General features: G+C 39.5%; 20 protein-coding genes. 15 read left to right on the top strand and 5 right to left on the bottom strand.

Translation table 11 applies throughout. The features are described from left to right. Positions 1-15: 15 nt before the first annotated feature. From EV282_RS15135 to EV282_RS15125, 3 genes are all read left to right on the top strand, one after another. On the top strand, positions 16-1,038 hold the full coding sequence (locus tag EV282_RS15135; RefSeq protein WP_130296593.1) for a fatty acid desaturase: 1,023 nt from the start codon (positions 16-18) through the stop codon (positions 1,036-1,038). A gap of 117 nt (positions 1,039-1,155) precedes the next feature. Beyond that, the gene (locus tag EV282_RS15130; protein ID WP_130296592.1) at positions 1,156-1,650 is read left to right on the top strand and encodes a hypothetical protein; all 495 of its coding nucleotides are present in this window, start codon (positions 1,156-1,158) and stop codon (positions 1,648-1,650) included. A gap of 268 nt (positions 1,651-1,918) precedes the next feature. Then, complete coding sequence (locus EV282_RS15125) at positions 1,919-2,731, top strand: alpha/beta hydrolase family protein (protein WP_130296591.1); 813 nt, start codon at positions 1,919-1,921, stop codon at positions 2,729-2,731. Positions 2,732-2,771: 40 nt separating this feature from the next. Here the strand turns inward: EV282_RS15125 and EV282_RS15120 are convergent, their stop codons facing one another. Next, positions 2,772-2,999, bottom strand: coding sequence for an XRE family transcriptional regulator (locus EV282_RS15120; protein WP_130296590.1), 228 nt, complete (start codon positions 2,997-2,999; stop codon positions 2,772-2,774). 628 nt (positions 3,000-3,627) lie between these two features. Here EV282_RS15120 and EV282_RS15115 point away from each other — a divergent pair. Continuing rightward, positions 3,628-4,071, top strand: coding sequence for a MarR family winged helix-turn-helix transcriptional regulator (locus tag EV282_RS15115; protein WP_130296589.1), 444 nt, complete (start codon positions 3,628-3,630; stop codon positions 4,069-4,071). 134 nt (positions 4,072-4,205) lie between these two features. Here the strand turns inward: EV282_RS15115 and EV282_RS20620 are convergent, their stop codons facing one another. Next, the gene (locus EV282_RS20620) at positions 4,206-4,328 is read right to left on the bottom strand and encodes a hypothetical protein (RefSeq protein WP_264191238.1); all 123 of its coding nucleotides are present in this window, start codon (positions 4,326-4,328) and stop codon (positions 4,206-4,208) included. 242 nt (positions 4,329-4,570) lie between these two features. Between EV282_RS20620 and EV282_RS15110 the strand changes: the two genes are divergently transcribed. The 3 genes from EV282_RS15110 to EV282_RS15100 all read left to right on the top strand — a co-directional run bounded on the left by EV282_RS15110 (position 4,571) and on the right by EV282_RS15100 (position 7,589). Further along, positions 4,571-6,313 (top strand): carbon starvation CstA family protein, encoded by a 1,743-nt coding sequence (locus tag EV282_RS15110; protein WP_130296588.1) that lies wholly within the window; start codon positions 4,571-4,573, stop codon positions 6,311-6,313. Positions 6,314-6,381: 68 nt separating this feature from the next. Next, positions 6,382-6,645, top strand: a complete 264-nt coding sequence (locus tag EV282_RS15105; RefSeq protein WP_130296587.1) for a cory-CC-star protein — start codon at positions 6,382-6,384, stop codon at positions 6,643-6,645. Positions 6,646-6,656: 11 nt separating this feature from the next. After that, positions 6,657-7,589: an ArsA family ATPase gene (locus EV282_RS15100; protein ID WP_130296586.1), complete on the top strand. Its 933-nt coding sequence runs from the start codon at positions 6,657-6,659 to the stop codon at positions 7,587-7,589. Between the two features lie 208 nt (positions 7,590-7,797). Here EV282_RS15100 and EV282_RS15095 read toward each other — a convergent pair whose 3' ends face one another. Next, positions 7,798-8,544: a class I SAM-dependent methyltransferase gene (locus EV282_RS15095; protein ID WP_130296585.1), complete on the bottom strand. Its 747-nt coding sequence runs from the start codon at positions 8,542-8,544 to the stop codon at positions 7,798-7,800. A gap of 227 nt (positions 8,545-8,771) precedes the next feature. On the opposite strand from EV282_RS15095, the gene EV282_RS15090 reads away from it, so the two are divergent. Then, positions 8,772-9,482, top strand: coding sequence for a vanadium-dependent haloperoxidase (locus EV282_RS15090; protein ID WP_130296584.1), 711 nt, complete (start codon positions 8,772-8,774; stop codon positions 9,480-9,482). A gap of 29 nt (positions 9,483-9,511) precedes the next feature. Here the strand turns inward: EV282_RS15090 and EV282_RS15085 are convergent, their stop codons facing one another. Together EV282_RS15085 and EV282_RS15080 are read right to left on the bottom strand one after the other, a co-directional pair. After that, positions 9,512-10,369 carry a TIGR03943 family putative permease subunit gene (locus tag EV282_RS15085; RefSeq protein WP_130296583.1) on the bottom strand — a complete coding sequence of 286 codons (858 nt, stop codon included), beginning with the start codon at positions 10,367-10,369 and terminating at the stop codon, positions 9,512-9,514. Positions 10,370-10,386: 17 nt separating this feature from the next. Continuing rightward, complete coding sequence (locus EV282_RS15080) at positions 10,387-11,298, bottom strand: permease (RefSeq protein ID WP_130296582.1); 912 nt, start codon at positions 11,296-11,298, stop codon at positions 10,387-10,389. 208 nt (positions 11,299-11,506) lie between these two features. Here EV282_RS15080 and EV282_RS15075 point away from each other — a divergent pair, with 208 nt between their 5' ends. The 7 genes from EV282_RS15075 (at position 11,507) to EV282_RS15045 (ending at position 16,375) form a co-directional block, all read left to right on the top strand. Beyond that, entirely contained in the window at positions 11,507-12,334 is an 828-nt protein-coding gene (locus EV282_RS15075) for a VanW family protein (RefSeq protein WP_130296581.1), read from the top strand. Between the two features lie 204 nt (positions 12,335-12,538). Then, positions 12,539-13,492 (top strand): magnesium/cobalt transporter CorA, encoded by a 954-nt coding sequence (gene corA, locus EV282_RS15070; RefSeq protein WP_207224305.1) that lies wholly within the window; start codon positions 12,539-12,541, stop codon positions 13,490-13,492. Positions 13,493-13,558: 66 nt separating this feature from the next. Continuing rightward, a complete protein-coding gene (locus tag EV282_RS15065) occupies positions 13,559-13,990 on the top strand; it encodes a general stress protein (RefSeq protein ID WP_130296579.1) in 432 nt (143 codons plus the stop codon). Positions 13,991-14,098: 108 nt separating this feature from the next. Then, a complete protein-coding gene (locus EV282_RS15060) occupies positions 14,099-14,722 on the top strand; it encodes a phosphatase PAP2 family protein (protein ID WP_130296578.1) in 624 nt (207 codons plus the stop codon). Positions 14,723-14,804: 82 nt separating this feature from the next. After that, positions 14,805-15,326: a hypothetical protein gene (locus tag EV282_RS15055; protein ID WP_130296577.1), complete on the top strand. Its 522-nt coding sequence runs from the start codon at positions 14,805-14,807 to the stop codon at positions 15,324-15,326. 86 nt (positions 15,327-15,412) lie between these two features. Next, positions 15,413-15,640 carry a hypothetical protein gene (locus tag EV282_RS15050; RefSeq protein ID WP_130296576.1) on the top strand — a complete coding sequence of 76 codons (228 nt, stop codon included), beginning with the start codon at positions 15,413-15,415 and terminating at the stop codon, positions 15,638-15,640. A gap of 87 nt (positions 15,641-15,727) precedes the next feature. After that, positions 15,728-16,375 carry a nitroreductase family protein gene (locus tag EV282_RS15045; RefSeq protein WP_130296575.1) on the top strand — a complete coding sequence of 216 codons (648 nt, stop codon included), beginning with the start codon at positions 15,728-15,730 and terminating at the stop codon, positions 16,373-16,375. Positions 16,376-16,592 lie beyond the last annotated feature (217 nt).

Here is a 16,592-nt window from a genome sequence, read left to right as displayed (position 1 = left end):
AAGGAGACTGATTTAATGAGCGAACATTCGAAGTACGACATTCGTGAATGGAAGAAAAAATTAGCACCGTTTGAACGACCGCGTATATCAGCAAGTGTATGGCAGTTAATTAATTCAGTTGGGCCATTCCTGATCTTATGGGTTTTAGCTTATCTGAGTTTAAATATATCGTTTTGGTTAACACTTCTCTGTGCAGTTCCAGCAGCAGGCTTCTTAGTCCGCACATTTATCATTTTTCATGATTGCACACACTATTCATTTTTTAAGAGCCGACGCGCTAATCAAATCGTTGGTATCTTTACAGGGCTATTTACTTTTTGTTCATATGAGCAATGGAAGAACAGCCACGCAACTCATCATGCTACAAACGGAAACTTGGAAAAGCGCGGTGTTGGTGACGTTTGGACGATGACATTGCAGGAATATGCAGAAGCTTCATGGTTTAAAAGATTACAATATCGAACATATCGAAACCCGATCGTTCTTTTCTTGATCGGACCCTTATATATCTTTTTAATCAATTACCGTTTTAATGCTAAAAACGCTTCGAAAAAGGAAAAGATCCATGTATGGCTGACAAACGTTGCATTAGTGGCCATTGTTTTATCAGTAGGTTTTGCGATTGGATGGAAAGCATTCCTGTTAGTTGAACTTCCGATCTTTTATATTGCAACATTCTCAGGCGTTTGGCTGTTTTATGTACAGCATCAGTTTGAAGATGGTTATTTCGAGCATAACGAAAAGTGGAACTATGTAGAGGCTGCTTTAAAAGGAAGTTCGTTCTACAAGCTTCCTAAAGTGCTTCAATGGTTCACTGGAAACATCGGATTCCACCATGTGCATCACTTGAATTCCCGAGTTCCTAACTACCATCTTGAAAAGGCGCATAAAAGTGATCCTAGGCTTCAAGATGTTCCTACACTTACGCTTTTAACAAGCTTAAAGTCATTGACGTTTAAGCTATGGGATGAACAGTCTAAAAAGTTTATCGGGAACAGAGATATCCGCAACTTTATTCGTAAAAATAAAACTGCATAATATGTAAGCCATCGGCCAGCCCTTATTGGGCACCCGATGGTTTTTTTTATTGTTCCAAATGCTTAGATTTGAACATATATTGGCTGTATGCCTACTCACGAAAAGGAGGAGGAGCGGATGAGGTTAAATGTACAATATATTCCGTTAAGAAAAATTAAGCCTAATCTCACTGTTAAAATAACCGAGCACATAAAAAAACTTAGAAATATCATGTGGGATTGTATGCACATTTTAGTTGTGAAAAAAGAAAAGGATGGTACCTACACGATCATCAGTGGAAATGATCGATATGAGTATCTTCAAAAACATACAAAAAATAAATGTGCTCCTTGTATTATAGATGAAAATAAATTATCCACAGAGCTAAAATATTTGTTTTGCCGAATATTCAATGTGAATAAACAGGAGAAGGAAAATAAGGATTTTTTTAATAAGTTAAGCCCTAAGAGCATTTCCATTATCCGAAATTTTTTAAAAGAAGAACCTCGATTTAAGAGTTTATCCCGTGTTGAGAAAACAAAAATTCTCATTTTAGCAATACGGTACAAAAAAACAGTGATTACTGCAATGAAATTAAAAGTAGATGAATGTTTGGAAAAAACTACCCAATAGAATAAAAATAGGGTACAATTTTAGTGTTAGGAAAATAAAGGGAATAAAGGAGGGGACTGTTGTGACAAAAGTACAATTTCAGAACAAACCAATTACGATGTCTGTTACACAGCCTGCCTCTTTAAATAGAAATGTTAAATGTTAGAGACCATCGTACTTACGAAGGTCTCTTTTTTATTTAGAAAAGCCAGTTATAATTTCATTCATCATCGCTTCTTCCTAACATTGGTTTGTTCCTATTCAGTTTATAAAAAGGGAGATTTGATGGATGAAAAGAAATAAAAATGACGGAAAACTAATTTCAAAAGTTGAGGTTCCTGTGCACAGTGATTTCGAAGGTCAAATCACAATATTCAGGATTGAATATTTGGTAGATGAGTTAAGAGTAGTTGGTTTTATTATTCGGCCAAGATCTGATAACAAGCTGCCAGTTCTTATCTATAACCGTGGAGGAAATGGTGAATATGGAAAGCTTGACGATGAGCGTCTATATCGGTTGAGCAAATATGCTTTAGAAGGATATGTCGTTTTAGCTTCTCAATATAGGGGGAATGACGGTGGTGAGGGGAAGGATGCATTTGGGGGTGACGATGTCCGGGACGTTTTCGCGCTTTCTTGGCTTGCAGATGAGCTGCCTTATGCAGACAATAAAAATAAAGTAATGATCGGACATTCACGTGGGGGTATGATGACGTATCTTTGTATAAAGTATGGAATTGATATAAAAGCGGCTGCAGTGATTGGTGCTCCGACAAATTTACTTCGCAGGCCTTTAGCATTCCCTATGGAGAGTATTCTAGCTGATCGCATTGGTGACTTTTCAGAAAAAAGAAGTGAATATTGTGAACGATCTGCATTACTTTGGCCTGATAAAATTAAAACGCCTACACTTATTCTGCATGGGGATGCAGATTCCCGCGTGGACTATAAAGATGCTGAAGAACTCGCAGAATTACTAACGAAAAATAATCTAAAATATAAGTATGTTCTTTATACTGACGGAGATCATGCACTGAATAAGTTTGAAAAAGAACGAGACAGAGAAATTTTTGATTGGTTTTCAATATTTAAAAACGATTAACGAAAAAAAAACGTGCACTCAATTTTCTTGAGTGCACGTTTTAATTCAAATCCCATAAATCACTAACTTTTATAGTAGGATCAACTCGTTTAACAGCAGATAAGATTTTACGAATGGTTATCATTCTTGGACTTTTTCTAGGATTGGATGCTAATTCTTCTATAGTTTTTCTTTCTAAACCTGAAGTTCGTGTTAACCAGTCAGTATCTCTATTATGCCGTTCGAGCCAAATGCCAAGCTTACTGCGTTTCTGCTCCACTTTATTCATTTCGATGATACCCCCAAGTCATTTGCTTTTTCTCTATACTATTGGTTACCCGCTGGAAAAAAATTAAAACCTTTTTATACATTTTTCTACATCTTTCGGACTAATATGGGAAAGAAATGATGTTCATTAGTTAAATTTTTTTAGTAAAAAAATCCTAAAACAAATGGTTGATTTTCTTTTATTTGATGCAGGAAATCACTTGAAGACACAGAAAAAGCCTTATGTAGATAGGTTTTTTTGAGTATCCTATTCAAAAGAACATGATCAGTCATTAATTATTCTTGTAAAAAAATTTCTGAATACTTAATAATGTCCTGAGTAAATTGTAGCAGCTTTTTCGCTTGATGGATGAAGGGAGAACGGTTCTTATCGGCGAGAATTTGTCGACTTCAGGCGGAAACAGTATTTTTACAGGCGAAAATAACACGTTTATCGGCGGAAAAGACCTTTCTTTCGGCGAACGTGTAACAGAAAAAAGAACACGAACCGTAAAAACATATAAACCCCATCGATCCTCCTCAGCAAATCTTTCTTCCACACCTGAATTTTCCAAGTATTTTTTTAATAAGTATTTTCTTTTCTTTTTTAAAGATTTTCACTTATAGTGGTAGCTAAGGTGGTGTCAAATATGGAGGATGTAAGAAGCTTATTTCATGTTCTGAACAGAAGATATAATAATCTTGAGAAAGATTGCTGCCGTATTGAGGGGTCAGGCATTTCACTGGTACATAGTCATATCCTTTACGAAATTGATAAGCAGAACGCACCTTCCATGCAGCAGATTGCAGATTTGCTGGGAATTGACATTACAACTTTCAGCCGGCAGATCCAGACGCTTATAAAAATGGGACTTGTAATGAAAAGTGCCAACCCGGCAGATAAACGATATTATTTTTTATCTTTAACAGAAAAAGGGAAGCGGACTGCAGATGATATTGCTATCATAGTTAATTCAAATTTAGATGAGATCTTTTCGCAAATGAATGAATTCGAACGGGATACGGTTGTTCATTCGTTAAAAATTCTAACTAGATCGATGGGGCAATTAAGAAGCAGCAAGGTATCAAGATAGATTCTTATCTAAAACTTTCGAAACCCGATTCAGGGTTTTCTTTTTTTACAACAAAAAGAGCACCTGAATATGCAGGTGCTCTAAAATGAATGATTGTTTAAGTTAATATTGCTGAGTCTTGCTGAAACTTTTATCTAATTTCGTTCTTTCCTGACTGAAAGAAGAAAGTGAACGAGCAGCTGCTGTAATTGTGGGTCTTGGATGTTTTTCTTGGTGAAATGACGTCTTACCAGATTTCGAATAATCACTTCACTCATTTCCTTTTCCCCCTTTCTTTGTTTTCTCCATATTTCTCGCCTAATCGATAAAAATCCTCCAAAATGTCGAAACAATAGTACTCGTTCCCTAGATAAATATTCAAAAAGTAAATAGCAGGACAATGGATGGAGAAATTCTTTGGCTCTTTCTGAAGTAAATATTCAGAATATATTGACTAGTGCGAACGCTTTCAATTATGATTTAGATGTAAGACCAGGTCATAAGGAGGGGGTTATCAAAGATGAATTCCATTTGGTTAGCCATTATTGGGATGGCAATGTTTGCATTCGGGTACAAATATTACTCTAAGTTTGTAGCTGAAAAAATCTATAAGCTGGACCCGAATTATGTAACACCGGCACACAAGTTCAACGATGGGGTGGACTTTGTCCCAACAAACAAATTTGTACTCTGGGGGCATCACTTTTCATCAGTAGCAGGGGCTTCACCGATTGTAGGTCCAGCGATTGCCTTGTATTGGGGCTGGCTGCCTGCATTTTTATGGGTGATACTTGGTACAGTATTTGCTGCAGGTATCCATGATTTCGGAACGCTCGTCCTATCGGCAAGACATAAAGGTCAGTCGGTTGGTACGATTACGAGCACGATTATTGGTAAACGTGCAAAGGTTATGTTCTTATTCATTATTCTTATCTTGATGTTAATGGTTAACGCTGTATTTGCATGGGTAATTTCAAATCTGTTTATTAAGTTCCCAGCAAGTGTACTGCCGATTTTTATCGAGATTCCACTCGCGGTTTGGATTGGTTATGCAGTATACAAAAGAAAGAAAGAGATGCTTATCCCATCCATCATCGCATTGGTGATTATGTATGGAACAGCCATACTCTCGAGTAAGGTTCCTTTTCTTCAAATCGATCTAGTAAAATACTTTGGCGGTGCTGAGGCTGCCGGTATCTTTGGTCTAGGAGCTGTGGGATCGTCATTCTTAGTCTGGATTGTTATTTTGATGGTGTACTGCTATATTTCATCCGTTCTTCCGGTGTGGAAGCTTCTGCAGCCGCGTGATTACATCAACTCCCACCAATTAGTAGTAGGTTTGTTAATGCTTTACTTGGGACTTGTTTTCCTACAGCCTAAAATTACAGCTCCAGCTGTGAACGCTGCTGCAGGAGATGTTCCTTGGTTCCCGTTATTATTTATCACGATTGCATGCGGTGCGATCTCAGGGTTCCACGGTCTCGTATCTTCAGGAACAACATCTAAACAGCTTGATAAAGAAACGGATGCACGCTTTGTAGGTTATGCAGGTGCTGTTGGTGAAGGGACGCTTGCATTGATTGCAATCATTGCGGTTTCAACGGTTTTTGCTACTCAAGGTGACTTTTTAGCAACTTACAACAGCTTTGCTGCTGCTAGTTCGGGCGGTCTCGGAGCTTTCATCCAAGGGGCGGCTCAACTCGCTACAGGACTTTGGATCCCAGCAGATATTGCTGCTACGATCGTTGCAGTTATCATCGTAAGTTTTGCTGCAACATCACTAGACACATCTTTTCGTTTGATGCGTTATATCATTTCTGAGCTTGGTGTTGAATACAACATGCCTTCATTAGAAAAGAAGCACGTTGCAACGTCCATTGCAGCTGTATCTTCAACAGCACTTGTTATTCTTCCGCAAGGCCCGAACGGTTTTGGATCTGGAGGATACCTATTATGGCCGCTGTTTGGAACAAGCAACCAGCTGTTAGCGGGGATAAGCTTATTGCTTATCACGATCTGGCTGAAACGTCTTGGACGAAATTACATGGTAACACTGATCCCGATGCTTTTCGTGTTTTTCATGACGCTTTGGGCGATGATTCAGCAGGTTGTCTTCACGTGGTCTGGAATGGGAGATAATGATGTGAACATGCTGCTCTTTATCTTCGGAAGCTTGATACTCGGCTTTACGCTCTGGATCATCTTAGAAGCGCTGTCTACATTTAGGAAAAAGACGGTTGAACCATTATCTACGGATATGTAAATAAGAAGTAGGGTAGAGGCTATTTTGATAGTCTCTACTTTCTTTTCAAGAAGGAGGCAGCAGGCATCATGTCATTTACAGAAAAATTAAAAGCCGTGGTAGATCTGTATGATCAAATTTTGAAGCAGCCGCACCGTGCAGAGATAGCAAGAGAATTAAGAGATGAAGAGGATCTTTTTATGCTTTTATGTGTTTCAGAAATGCTTGGGATCCCAAACCCTGCCTATTATTACACACTTGAACTGTATCCATTGCTACTCGATAAATTTCACGATTGGCATGTAAGGATGGGCATGGATAAATCACCTTTAGAAGGAATTCGCTGCTGTTAGGAGAGATAAAGATGAAGGTATATTTTATTGGGGGAAAAGGCGGAGTTGGTAAAAGTACAACGGCTTCTGCATTTGCTGTAATGTGCGCAAGAGAAGGAAAACGGACATTGCTCGTCTCAACGGATCCGGCACACAATACAGGTGACCTTTTTCAGATTAAAAAGGTCAAGGGGAAGACACAAGTAGCACCAAATTTGGATCTGATCGAAATTGATTCAGACCAGGAGGCCATAACGTACATGGCTCAGGTGAAGCAAAATATTAAAGGACTGGTCAAAGTGACGATGCTTGAAGAGGTTCACCGCCAGCTGGATCTAGCAGGAAAATCACCAGGTGCTGCAGAAGCGGCTGTATTTGATAAGATGACCTCGATTTTGCTGGAGGACAGCAAGGACTATGATGCGGTTGTGTTCGATACAGCGCCGACGGGACATACGTTAAGGCTGCTCCTTTTACCGGAATTCATGGGAGTTTGGATGGATGGGCTGTTGGAGAAACGTAAAAAAGTCCAGGACAACTACACTCAGCTTCTGTATGACGGCGAAACGAGAGAAGACCCAATCTATGATGTGCTGCAAGCCAGAAGGCAGAAGTTTAGTAAGGTAAGAGAATTGATCATTGATAAGGAAAAAGTAACATATATGATGGTTCTGAACCCTGAGCGGCTTCCGATACTGGAGACCGCAAGTGCCGTGAATACCTTAAAAGAACATGGCATCTCCGTAAGCAAGATCATTGTGAACAAAGTGATCCCAGAGGATGTAGAAGGTTCGTTCATGCGGAATCGTAAAGAAGCAGAGCGGCCGTATCTTGAGGAAATCAAACAGATGTTTAAAGATACGGACAAAGTCTATGTACCGATGTTTGATCATGACATCGCCACAAGAGATGGATTAGAAGAGTACAGTCGGTTTCTTGAAACGGTTAAATTGCAGAATGTGTAATGGGAGCCAGCGAGCAGACCTTGAGTCTGACGCTGGTTCTTTTGTGTGTCCAGTTGAGGAGGATACGAATTGGATATTATTGTTAAATTATGTGATAGAGGGTCTTTTTTATGTGATTAAGCCGTTTTTTTATGTGATTCGCTTTGATATTTATGTGATTGTACTGCTTTTTTATGTGATTGTTCTGGTCGATGTAGAAAGTGTGTTTTTAGGCGAGATTAAGTTGCTTTTTCCTGGCTAAAAATAAGGCTACAGCGTGTTTTTTAATGATTGTTTCCCCGTGTTTCAGTATTGCTTTCTCAATTCCACTGAATAAGTTATCCTTTTGCTCTTGTGGAAGCACCTGATGCCCCGAATGTGTGTTTAATAGTCCGATATAGTCTTGTGGTGTGTAGATTTGATCCCATTTGTACGTATGAACTTGTAATTGATGAAAGTGACCGGATTGCAGAGAGAGGTCGCTGCGTTCTTTAATAAATTCTTCTATAGAGGGGATGGTATTGTCATCTAAGTGCGGCGCATACTTTTGATAGGCACTTCTAATAGATTTATAAACAGGTTCGTCGGAAGCGATGTGAGCGAACCAAAAGAAGGCAGATACTCCGTCTTTCTTTAAGGATGAAGCTGTATTTGGATATCCGATTTCAGCTGGAATGAAGTGAAAAGCGGTTCCAGAGAAGGCAAGGTCATACTTGTCATCTGAATGCCAGTCCTCGAAAGCTGAATGAACGATCTTTACGTTTGGATGTGCTGAAAACTTGTCTTGTGTGAGCTTTGCGAGGTTCTCGCCATATTCGATACATGTAATGTTTGTAAAATCTTGTGCAATAAAACCTTCTGTTGCTTTTCCAGTTCCGCAGCCGATTTCCAGGAGGGTTAGCCTCTGGTTGTAAATTAGCGTAATGAAAAATGTCTTTATAGAGTTGATCAGGGTAATTTGGACGATATCTTTCATAGGATGGGGCAACTAGATTAAACGATTGTTTAAGAGTGATCATAAATGGTCAGCACCTTCTCGGAGAGATTTAAGGAAAATGATACCAAATATGAGTCGGGTTGCCTAGTATGAATTGTGTCTGAATTGTAGGGGGTCAGACCCGGGTCAGACCCCCTCTTCGGTTCTAATGGATTTGCCTTCCCACATATGATGGGATGATGAATAACTTCTGAGGGGGAGGTACAATGAGCGGCAGAGATTACTTAAGGTGGTCCCAAATTCCTTACCCAGGAGAACTATATCCCCCAATGAATGCTGTTACACCAGAAGCGGGTTCATGGCCGATGTTTTTTGTGTCAAGAAGAGGTCAAGATTTTATAGATCCATTTGGTCAGACTATTCAGTGGAACATCAAAAATCCAAATACGATTGATTGGGAAAGTGAACTCATAATAGTCCAACAAACGCTTAAAAATATAACCCCTCAGCAGATCCGGATCGCACAAAGCTGGGGAACAGGAGAGGTCAGCAAGCAATTGATACCAGTCATCTATAACATGATGGAAACGTATGGTATTGCATCCACGAAAGCTGCCAGGTTTTTAGGTTTTTATCACGCGGCTATCAATGATGCTTTTGTAATGGCATGGCACTTTAAATATCTTTGGGATGTGGCGCGTCCTTGTCAATATGACCGCAATTTAGTACCGGTTTTGTTTACTCCTCGTTTTCCGGGATATCCTTCAGCACATGCTGTTATGGCTGGTTGCTCAGAAGCAGTTTTGAGTTACTATTTTCCTCAAGAGAGATTTCGAATCAATCAAATGATGGAAGAGTGTGCGATGTCCCGCCTGTATGCAGGGGTACACTTTAAAGTGGATAATGATGAAGGTCTCACGCTCGGTAGGCAGCTCGGCCAAATTGTCGTTAACTTGATTCGATCGCAGAATATATAAAGAAAAACCGGACGAAGCCGTCCGGTTTCTTAATACCCTCGATAAACATATTCCTCTTCCGGTTTGTCGATCTCTTTCCAGCTTTTCACTTTTACATAAGGGATATCCGCTTTAAAGGGCTGATAATACATCGTTTCAATGGTGCCATCGACTTCGATCCATTTGTCGTTCTTGAATGTAGTCCCTTTTGGGAATTCAACCATCATTCCGAAAACCCCAGAATCTGCAATACAATGAATCACTCCAAAACGGAGAAGAAAGAGCTCATTACTTTTCGTTTTTGATTGATCCTCCGCATTATAGGTGAAGCCCTTAAACTGAACATCTTTTCCAAGGAAAATCCCCGGCTTATAATAGATGCTTTCCATTCCTTTCAGGTAATTCTTGTCGTTAAGCACGACTTTATCGCCTTTTGTAAAAGGCTTTAACTCTTTATCCATAATGGTGTTGTAGCTTTCTTTCCCGTAATACACGCTAGTGTCAGGTTTTAAGAACTGATGCTCTCCAAAATCACCTTCGTTCTCGAGACCTTTAAAGTGAAATCCTTTTGTTTTAACTGTCTCTGAGTCTAGAGAAGCGATTGGGAAGAACAACCCTGAAATGATTGGGAAGATCAGAATGCTGTTCACCGTCATATTTTTTAATCGTGACGGCTTCTTGTGATGATCGTGGCCGCAATCCACAGCGCATGTTTCATCATGCTCGTGATCATCGTCTTCGCTTTTTCCATATATATAGAACTGGACGAGCGTCAGAAAACCTAGGATAAAAATAGCTGAAAAAGAGATATACGAATATTTCATGTTGATGTATTTACTAATATCACCTGTAGCATGCAGGTGCATAAACAAAAAGGTGAATCCGATTAGAATTAGGATGCGTATCATGTAATGGCACCTCCTTTTTATAAGAATAATGATCCGATCAATACAAGCACGGTTATATATCCAATAAGGCTTAGAACTAATTTCTTCTTAAAAGCAGCGAGCATCATGAGCACGTTTTTAACATCTAGCATCGGTCCGTACACTAAAAACGCCACGATGGAACCGATTGTAAAGGTGCTTTGGAAGGAAGATGCAATAAATGCATCGGCTTCAGAACAAAGCGATAATACGAAAGCCAAGCCCATCATCACAAGGGATGATGACATCTCACCTTGTCCGATCGCTAAAAGCGTAGATGTCTTTACGTACGTCTGCATTCCTGCTGCAATTAAAGCACCGATGACAAGGTACTTTCCAACAGAGAAAAATTCTTCAACCGCATGTACGAATGTTCCTTTAAGTTTGCTGAAAAAAGAAAAAGGCTGTGCTTCGATCGCTGCAGCGGTTTCATTAGCTGCAGGATTCTTAGACAAATGATAAATTTCGTTTTTAAGTACTTTTGCATTCTTAAATTGAACGGCGAGAAGAAATCCAACTAGTACAGCGACAACCATCGCAAGTCCGCCTCTGTAAATCATTACGTCCCATTGATTCCCGAAAGCAACAAAAGTAGAGAATAAAACAACAGGATTAATGATAGGACCTGTAAGCATAAATGGGATCGCTGCAAAAACAGGAACCCCTTTTGCGATTAATCTGCGCGTGATGGGGACAATGCCGCATTCACAGGCAGGGAAGATCGCACCTAAAAAAGCTGCAAACAAAACAGCCAGCACTTTATTTTTCGGCATGATGCGTGCCACCATCTCTTCGGTAACAAACATCTGAATAACTCCGGCAATGAGCACTCCTATAAGAACAAAAGGAAGTGCTTCAATGAGGATGCTTATAAATACCGTATTCATTTGTAAAAACGTTTTGTCGAGCATCCAAAATAACCTCCAAACTCGTAAACTTATTTAACTCATATAAATATAAACCTCATAAATATAATAATCCACTTACAGCATATACACTATAACTCAAAAATCAAAGGAAAATAAATGGTAAATGAAGAATTAGAATAAAATGGGAAATGGGGACTGTCCCCACACAATTTATTTCCCGCGACAAGATCGTGTAAAAGGGGTTAACAGGATGAACCATTTCGAACTGCGTCCTAAGCAAAGATCTGCATTTCGAATTTCGCTAGGCAAAAAGTATTATACGTTTAAGCGATTTCTGGAATGGTATACAGATAAGAAAAAATACGCGAAAACCATAAAAAATGAAAAACTGCCTTTTGTCAGTTTTACACATCAAACCATTCTTCTTCGTAAGCTTAAGGATGTAGAAATGTGGTATCAACATAATAAGGTAAAAAATCTTAAAATCGCGATACAGCACTTAAATGGGATGATAGTAAAACCAGGAGAAACCTTTTCGTATTGGAAAGGTATTGGCACGACAACTAAAGCAAAAGGGTATGTGGATGGAATGGTGCTTTTTTATGGGAAGTTCAAGAAGGGAACTGGGGGTGGACTCTGTCAGTTATCTAATCTAATTTACTGGATGACGCTTCATACACCATTAACCGTTACCGAACGTCATCGGCACAGTTATGATGTGTTTCCAGATTCCAAAAGAACGCAGCCGTTTGGAAGCGGAGCGACATGTGCCTATAATTACTTGGACCTGCAAATCACTAACCATACAGAAAATACATATCAGCTTCATCTATATTTAACGGATACACACCTAGTAGGTGAATGGCGGTCAGATCAGGAACCCTTACAAAGTTACGAAGTGTATGAGAAAGAACATTGGATTACACCTGCATATTGGGGAGGTTATCTCCGGCACAACCTCATTCACCGAAAAGTATTTAACCGTCAAAAGAAGCAGATCGACGATGAATATGTGACTGAAAACCATGCCATCATGATGTATGAACCTTTACTAGAATCCTCTCAAAAAGAAGCATAAAATTACCTTGCCCGATAACATCAGGCTAAGGTTTTTTTAGCTTATAAATGCGCTAAACAAGTAGCTTAGGGTGCAGCACTTTTTCCATTATTCGTTTTTGTTCTTTTCTTGAAAAAACTCATTCCTGCATTATTGTAAATGAATGCTCAATCATTATGGCAAAAAGGGTAATGATAATAAAAAGAAAAGAGAGAAGGGCTGCCTATGATTCGAACGTTAGCGGTATTTGATCGTAAAGTAATCATAAATCCGCCATTAGAGCGCTTAAATGAAATCCAGGCAGACTGGGTGTGGGTTGATTTTGACAGCCCGATAAAAAAAGAAACGGACTTGCTGCGGTCATTTTTTAATTTCCACCCGCTGGCAGTAGAAGACTGCGTTAATAATTTGCAAAGACCAAAAGTAGAGTTTTACGAAGAGCATTTGTTTTACGTTGTTCATGCACTGGATGAAAAAACTCTCGAAGCAACCGAAGTAGATTTCTTCACTAAAAAAAATATGGTGGTCACCTTTCATAAAACAGAAGTTCCAGAGATCGATTTTGTTTGGAACTATGTGAAAGGATTAAAGGTGGTTCCGCCTGAACTTGGGAAAAATGAACTCATTCATAAATTAATGGATAAGCTTGTGGATATGTATTTTCCCATCATGCATAAACTTGAAGAGCGCGTTATCTCGATTGAGAGCAACGAGGATGATGAAGCACCTAAACTGATCAACCAGATCTTTGATATTCGTGCAGATCTCCTTTCATTGCGGAAAACGGTTGTACCTATGCGTGAACTTCTTTATCGCATGCTGGAGTCCAAGCGCGTTGGGCTGGATGCAGAAGAACGTTCTTATTTTCATGATATCTACGACCACCTTCTCCGTTTAACAGACATGATGACTTCTGCTCGTGAGATGACATCAGATATCCGCGACAACTATATATCTCTTAACTCATACCGGATGAACAACATCATGAAAACATTGACGGTCATAACGACAATCTTCATGCCTCTAACTTTTATCGCGGGTCTCTATGGGATGAACTTCATTAACATGCCGGAACTGAAATCAGAGTATGGGTACTTTTATGTACTCGGAGTTATGATTTTGTTAGGAATTATGATGTCTTTATGGTTTAAGAAAAAAGGCTGGTTTGAGCAGGATTAACACACTGTTTAAAACCCTCTGAACAGGGGAACCTACTTGTAAAGAACCCGTTTGGAGGGAAAACAGATGAAAAAAGATATTATCGGTACATATGCGAGAGAAGAAGAGGCGGTAGGTGCGATTAAAGCACTTGTTGAAAAAGGCTATAAAGCATCAGAAATTTCGATCGTAGCTAAAGATGACGAGATCGTTGACAATGTAGCCGATGAAACACACGTAAATGAAGAAAAAGTGCTGGACGATGATATGGATAGTGCTACATATGGTACGATCGCAGGCTTTTTAACTGGTATCGGCGGAGGAATTGCCGTTCCGGGACTCGGAGTGCCAGGAGTAGGACCATTGTTGGCTGCAGGTCCTTTTGCCTCAATGTTTGATGACGTGGAAAACGATATGAAAGAAATTCTTGTGAAAATGGATGTTTCAGAAGATGATGCAGAACGTTATATGCAGGATCTAGAAGACGGGAAAATTATCGTGATGGTCGAACATAAATAAACAATTGATAGACAGAGCGCCACGAGAGGGTGCTCTTTTTTATTGGAATAGAAAACAAGTCAACGGAGAAAATAAACTCAAACTTTGACCTAAGCAGGGTGATGTTATATGTTATGGCGAAAAAAGAGAACAAGTAATACACTGCTTCCTTTACTAGGCCTGGTGTTTACAGGTGGATTTTTTGCGTTTTTAACGATAATCAGAAATCAAGAACCCTACCGCTCCCTAGATAAAAGGTGGAGTCGTTCGATCTATGATTCAGACACTTTATCAAATCCTTTAATGGTGATTTTCTCCCGTCTCAGTTCAGGATTTTTTACAGTTCCGCTTGGGCTGATGCTGTTCTTCAGCTATCAAAATACAGGGAATCGGGACAAGAGCAAATTGATTCTTTTCAATGTGATTGGTATAAGGATTTTGAATGCACTTTTTAAACAGTTGTTTAAAAGAAAGCCTCCTGAATGGGAACGATTAATTAAAGCAAGCAAGTATGGATATCCAAGTGCACATACAATGAACGCTGCAGGGTTTTATGGATTATTACTCTTTTTATCAGGAATGTGGAGAAACTTGTGGGCTCTTTTAGTCTCATTCCTTTTTTTGATTATGATTGGAGTCAGTCGTGTAAAGCTAGGGATCCACTATATTCTCGATATGATTGCTGGACTTGCCGGTGGTTTATTCCTAAACCTGCTGAGCATAAAAACATACAAATGGTTTTTCAAACGCTGAACTTGCTTTCAGCGTTTTTTACTTGAAACTTTTACCATTCCAAAAACGTTATACTATACAGAGAGAACAGGGGGAGATATTCTTGGGGACCATCTTAGATGTTGTGTTTGGTATTATCATTTCCGCAGGTATCGGAACAGCGATCTATTATTTTTTTAAGAACATACATGATAAAAAGAAATCAGAGCCAGTCTATGGATTATCTTATAGCGGAGAATATACGCAAAAGAATTTTTGGACGAATGAGATTGTGATTTTTGCGATTATTACGCAAGGCTTTAGTTTCTTAAAGTTATCCTTAATTGTAAACATCATGATGCTTATTTTGATTTTATTGTTAATCTTCTTGTATTTTACGCAGATTTGGCGCGGTGCTATTGGCAAAAACGGCATCGTTTCTGCAAAACATTTCTACGAGTGGAGACAGGTTGATTCAGTTGAATGGATAACAGGTCTGCAAGCAGAGAACCCAGGTTATCCAAGCTGGGGACTTGTCCGCTTCCATACCGGGAGCCGTTATGTTGAATTTATTATTAAGAAAAAGGTAGAAGATGAAGTGCGGTCTTTTGTAGAGAAGAAAATGAACTTGCGTAAAGCAAACTAGTGCAAATGATTTGTTTTTATTGAAAAAGGTATTCTGTTTTTTCCCTCGAATATGTTAGATGTAAAAGGGAAAAGGTGGTTTTGAATATGAAACCATGGATCAAGGCAGGATTGATCACAGCTGGTGTTATTGTTCTAATCAGTACATTTTTTATTGGAAACCAAGCGGAAAAAGCAGTGGTGCAGCAGGGCAGCTTTAATACGGATTCACTTTACATCGTCAGTGTTTTGTTAGGAGCGTCTCTAATCGCTGTCGGATTAAGGATTAAGGGTAATAAAAATAAAGAAATATCCCCTAAAAACAGTGCGAAATAAGCACTGTTTTTAACGTTTTTTGTAGGTCATTCCAATCTTTTGTATAATACGAGTAGTTAACTATTAATTGTGTCAGAGGAGACAAACATGAAATACGAAGATTTTAAAGAGATTGTACACGGCAGAAGAAGCGTCCGTAAGTTTACAGATGAAGGTGTGGCAGAGGAAGATCTATACGAAATCATGGACTGTGCCCGGTATGCACCTAGTGACACAAACTCGCAGACGTGGGAATTTATTGTGATTCGTAACAGAGATAAAGTGAAAAAGATTGAGGAAATGACTTGGGATGCCATTCACAAACTAGCGGCAAAAGCAGAAGAGAACGGGAAGACGAAGGAAGCGAAACTGCTGACACGTTCATTCGGTCCGTATGCTACAGCGTTCTCGGGAGCTCCTGTGTTAATCATTTGTTTAGCCACTCCGTATGAATCGAAGTTTCGTGAGAAAATCTTTGATCCGATCGAGCTTGCAGAAGAGTCCGTCTGGGAAGAAGAAGGCATCAAGAGCAGCTGTCTTGCTATTCAGAATCTGATGCTCGCAGCCCATGCGCGCGGTCTAGGGTCATGCCCGATGACGGGTCCTGTTTTATTAGCACAGGATGCGATCCGTGATTATTTAGATATACCTGCTCAGAAGCAGATCAACATGGTAATCTCACTCGGCCATCCGCAAGATCAGCCAAAAAAACTGGCTCGTAAAGCAGTTGAAGAGATCGTAACGTATGTAGATTAAAATGAAACCGGCTATTCAGGTTATGTTTATGACCTGAAGAAGCCGGTTTTTATTTTGTTTAGGGAATTTGGCGCTCGTTCGCGAGGAATTTTCCTCGCTGAACGAGCGCTTTCTGAGATTTACGAGCGCTTTCTGAGATTTACGAGCGCTTTCTGAGATTTACGAGCGCTTTCTGAGATTTACGAGCGCTTTCTGAGATTTACGAGCGCTTTCTGAG

It is taken from the genome of Fictibacillus sp. BK138 (assembly GCF_004216955.1).
Taxonomy (GTDB): domain Bacteria; phylum Bacillota; class Bacilli; order Bacillales; family Fictibacillaceae; genus Fictibacillus.
Note: the sequence above shows the minus strand (reverse complement) of the source record. Positions and strands in the feature narration are given on the sequence as shown.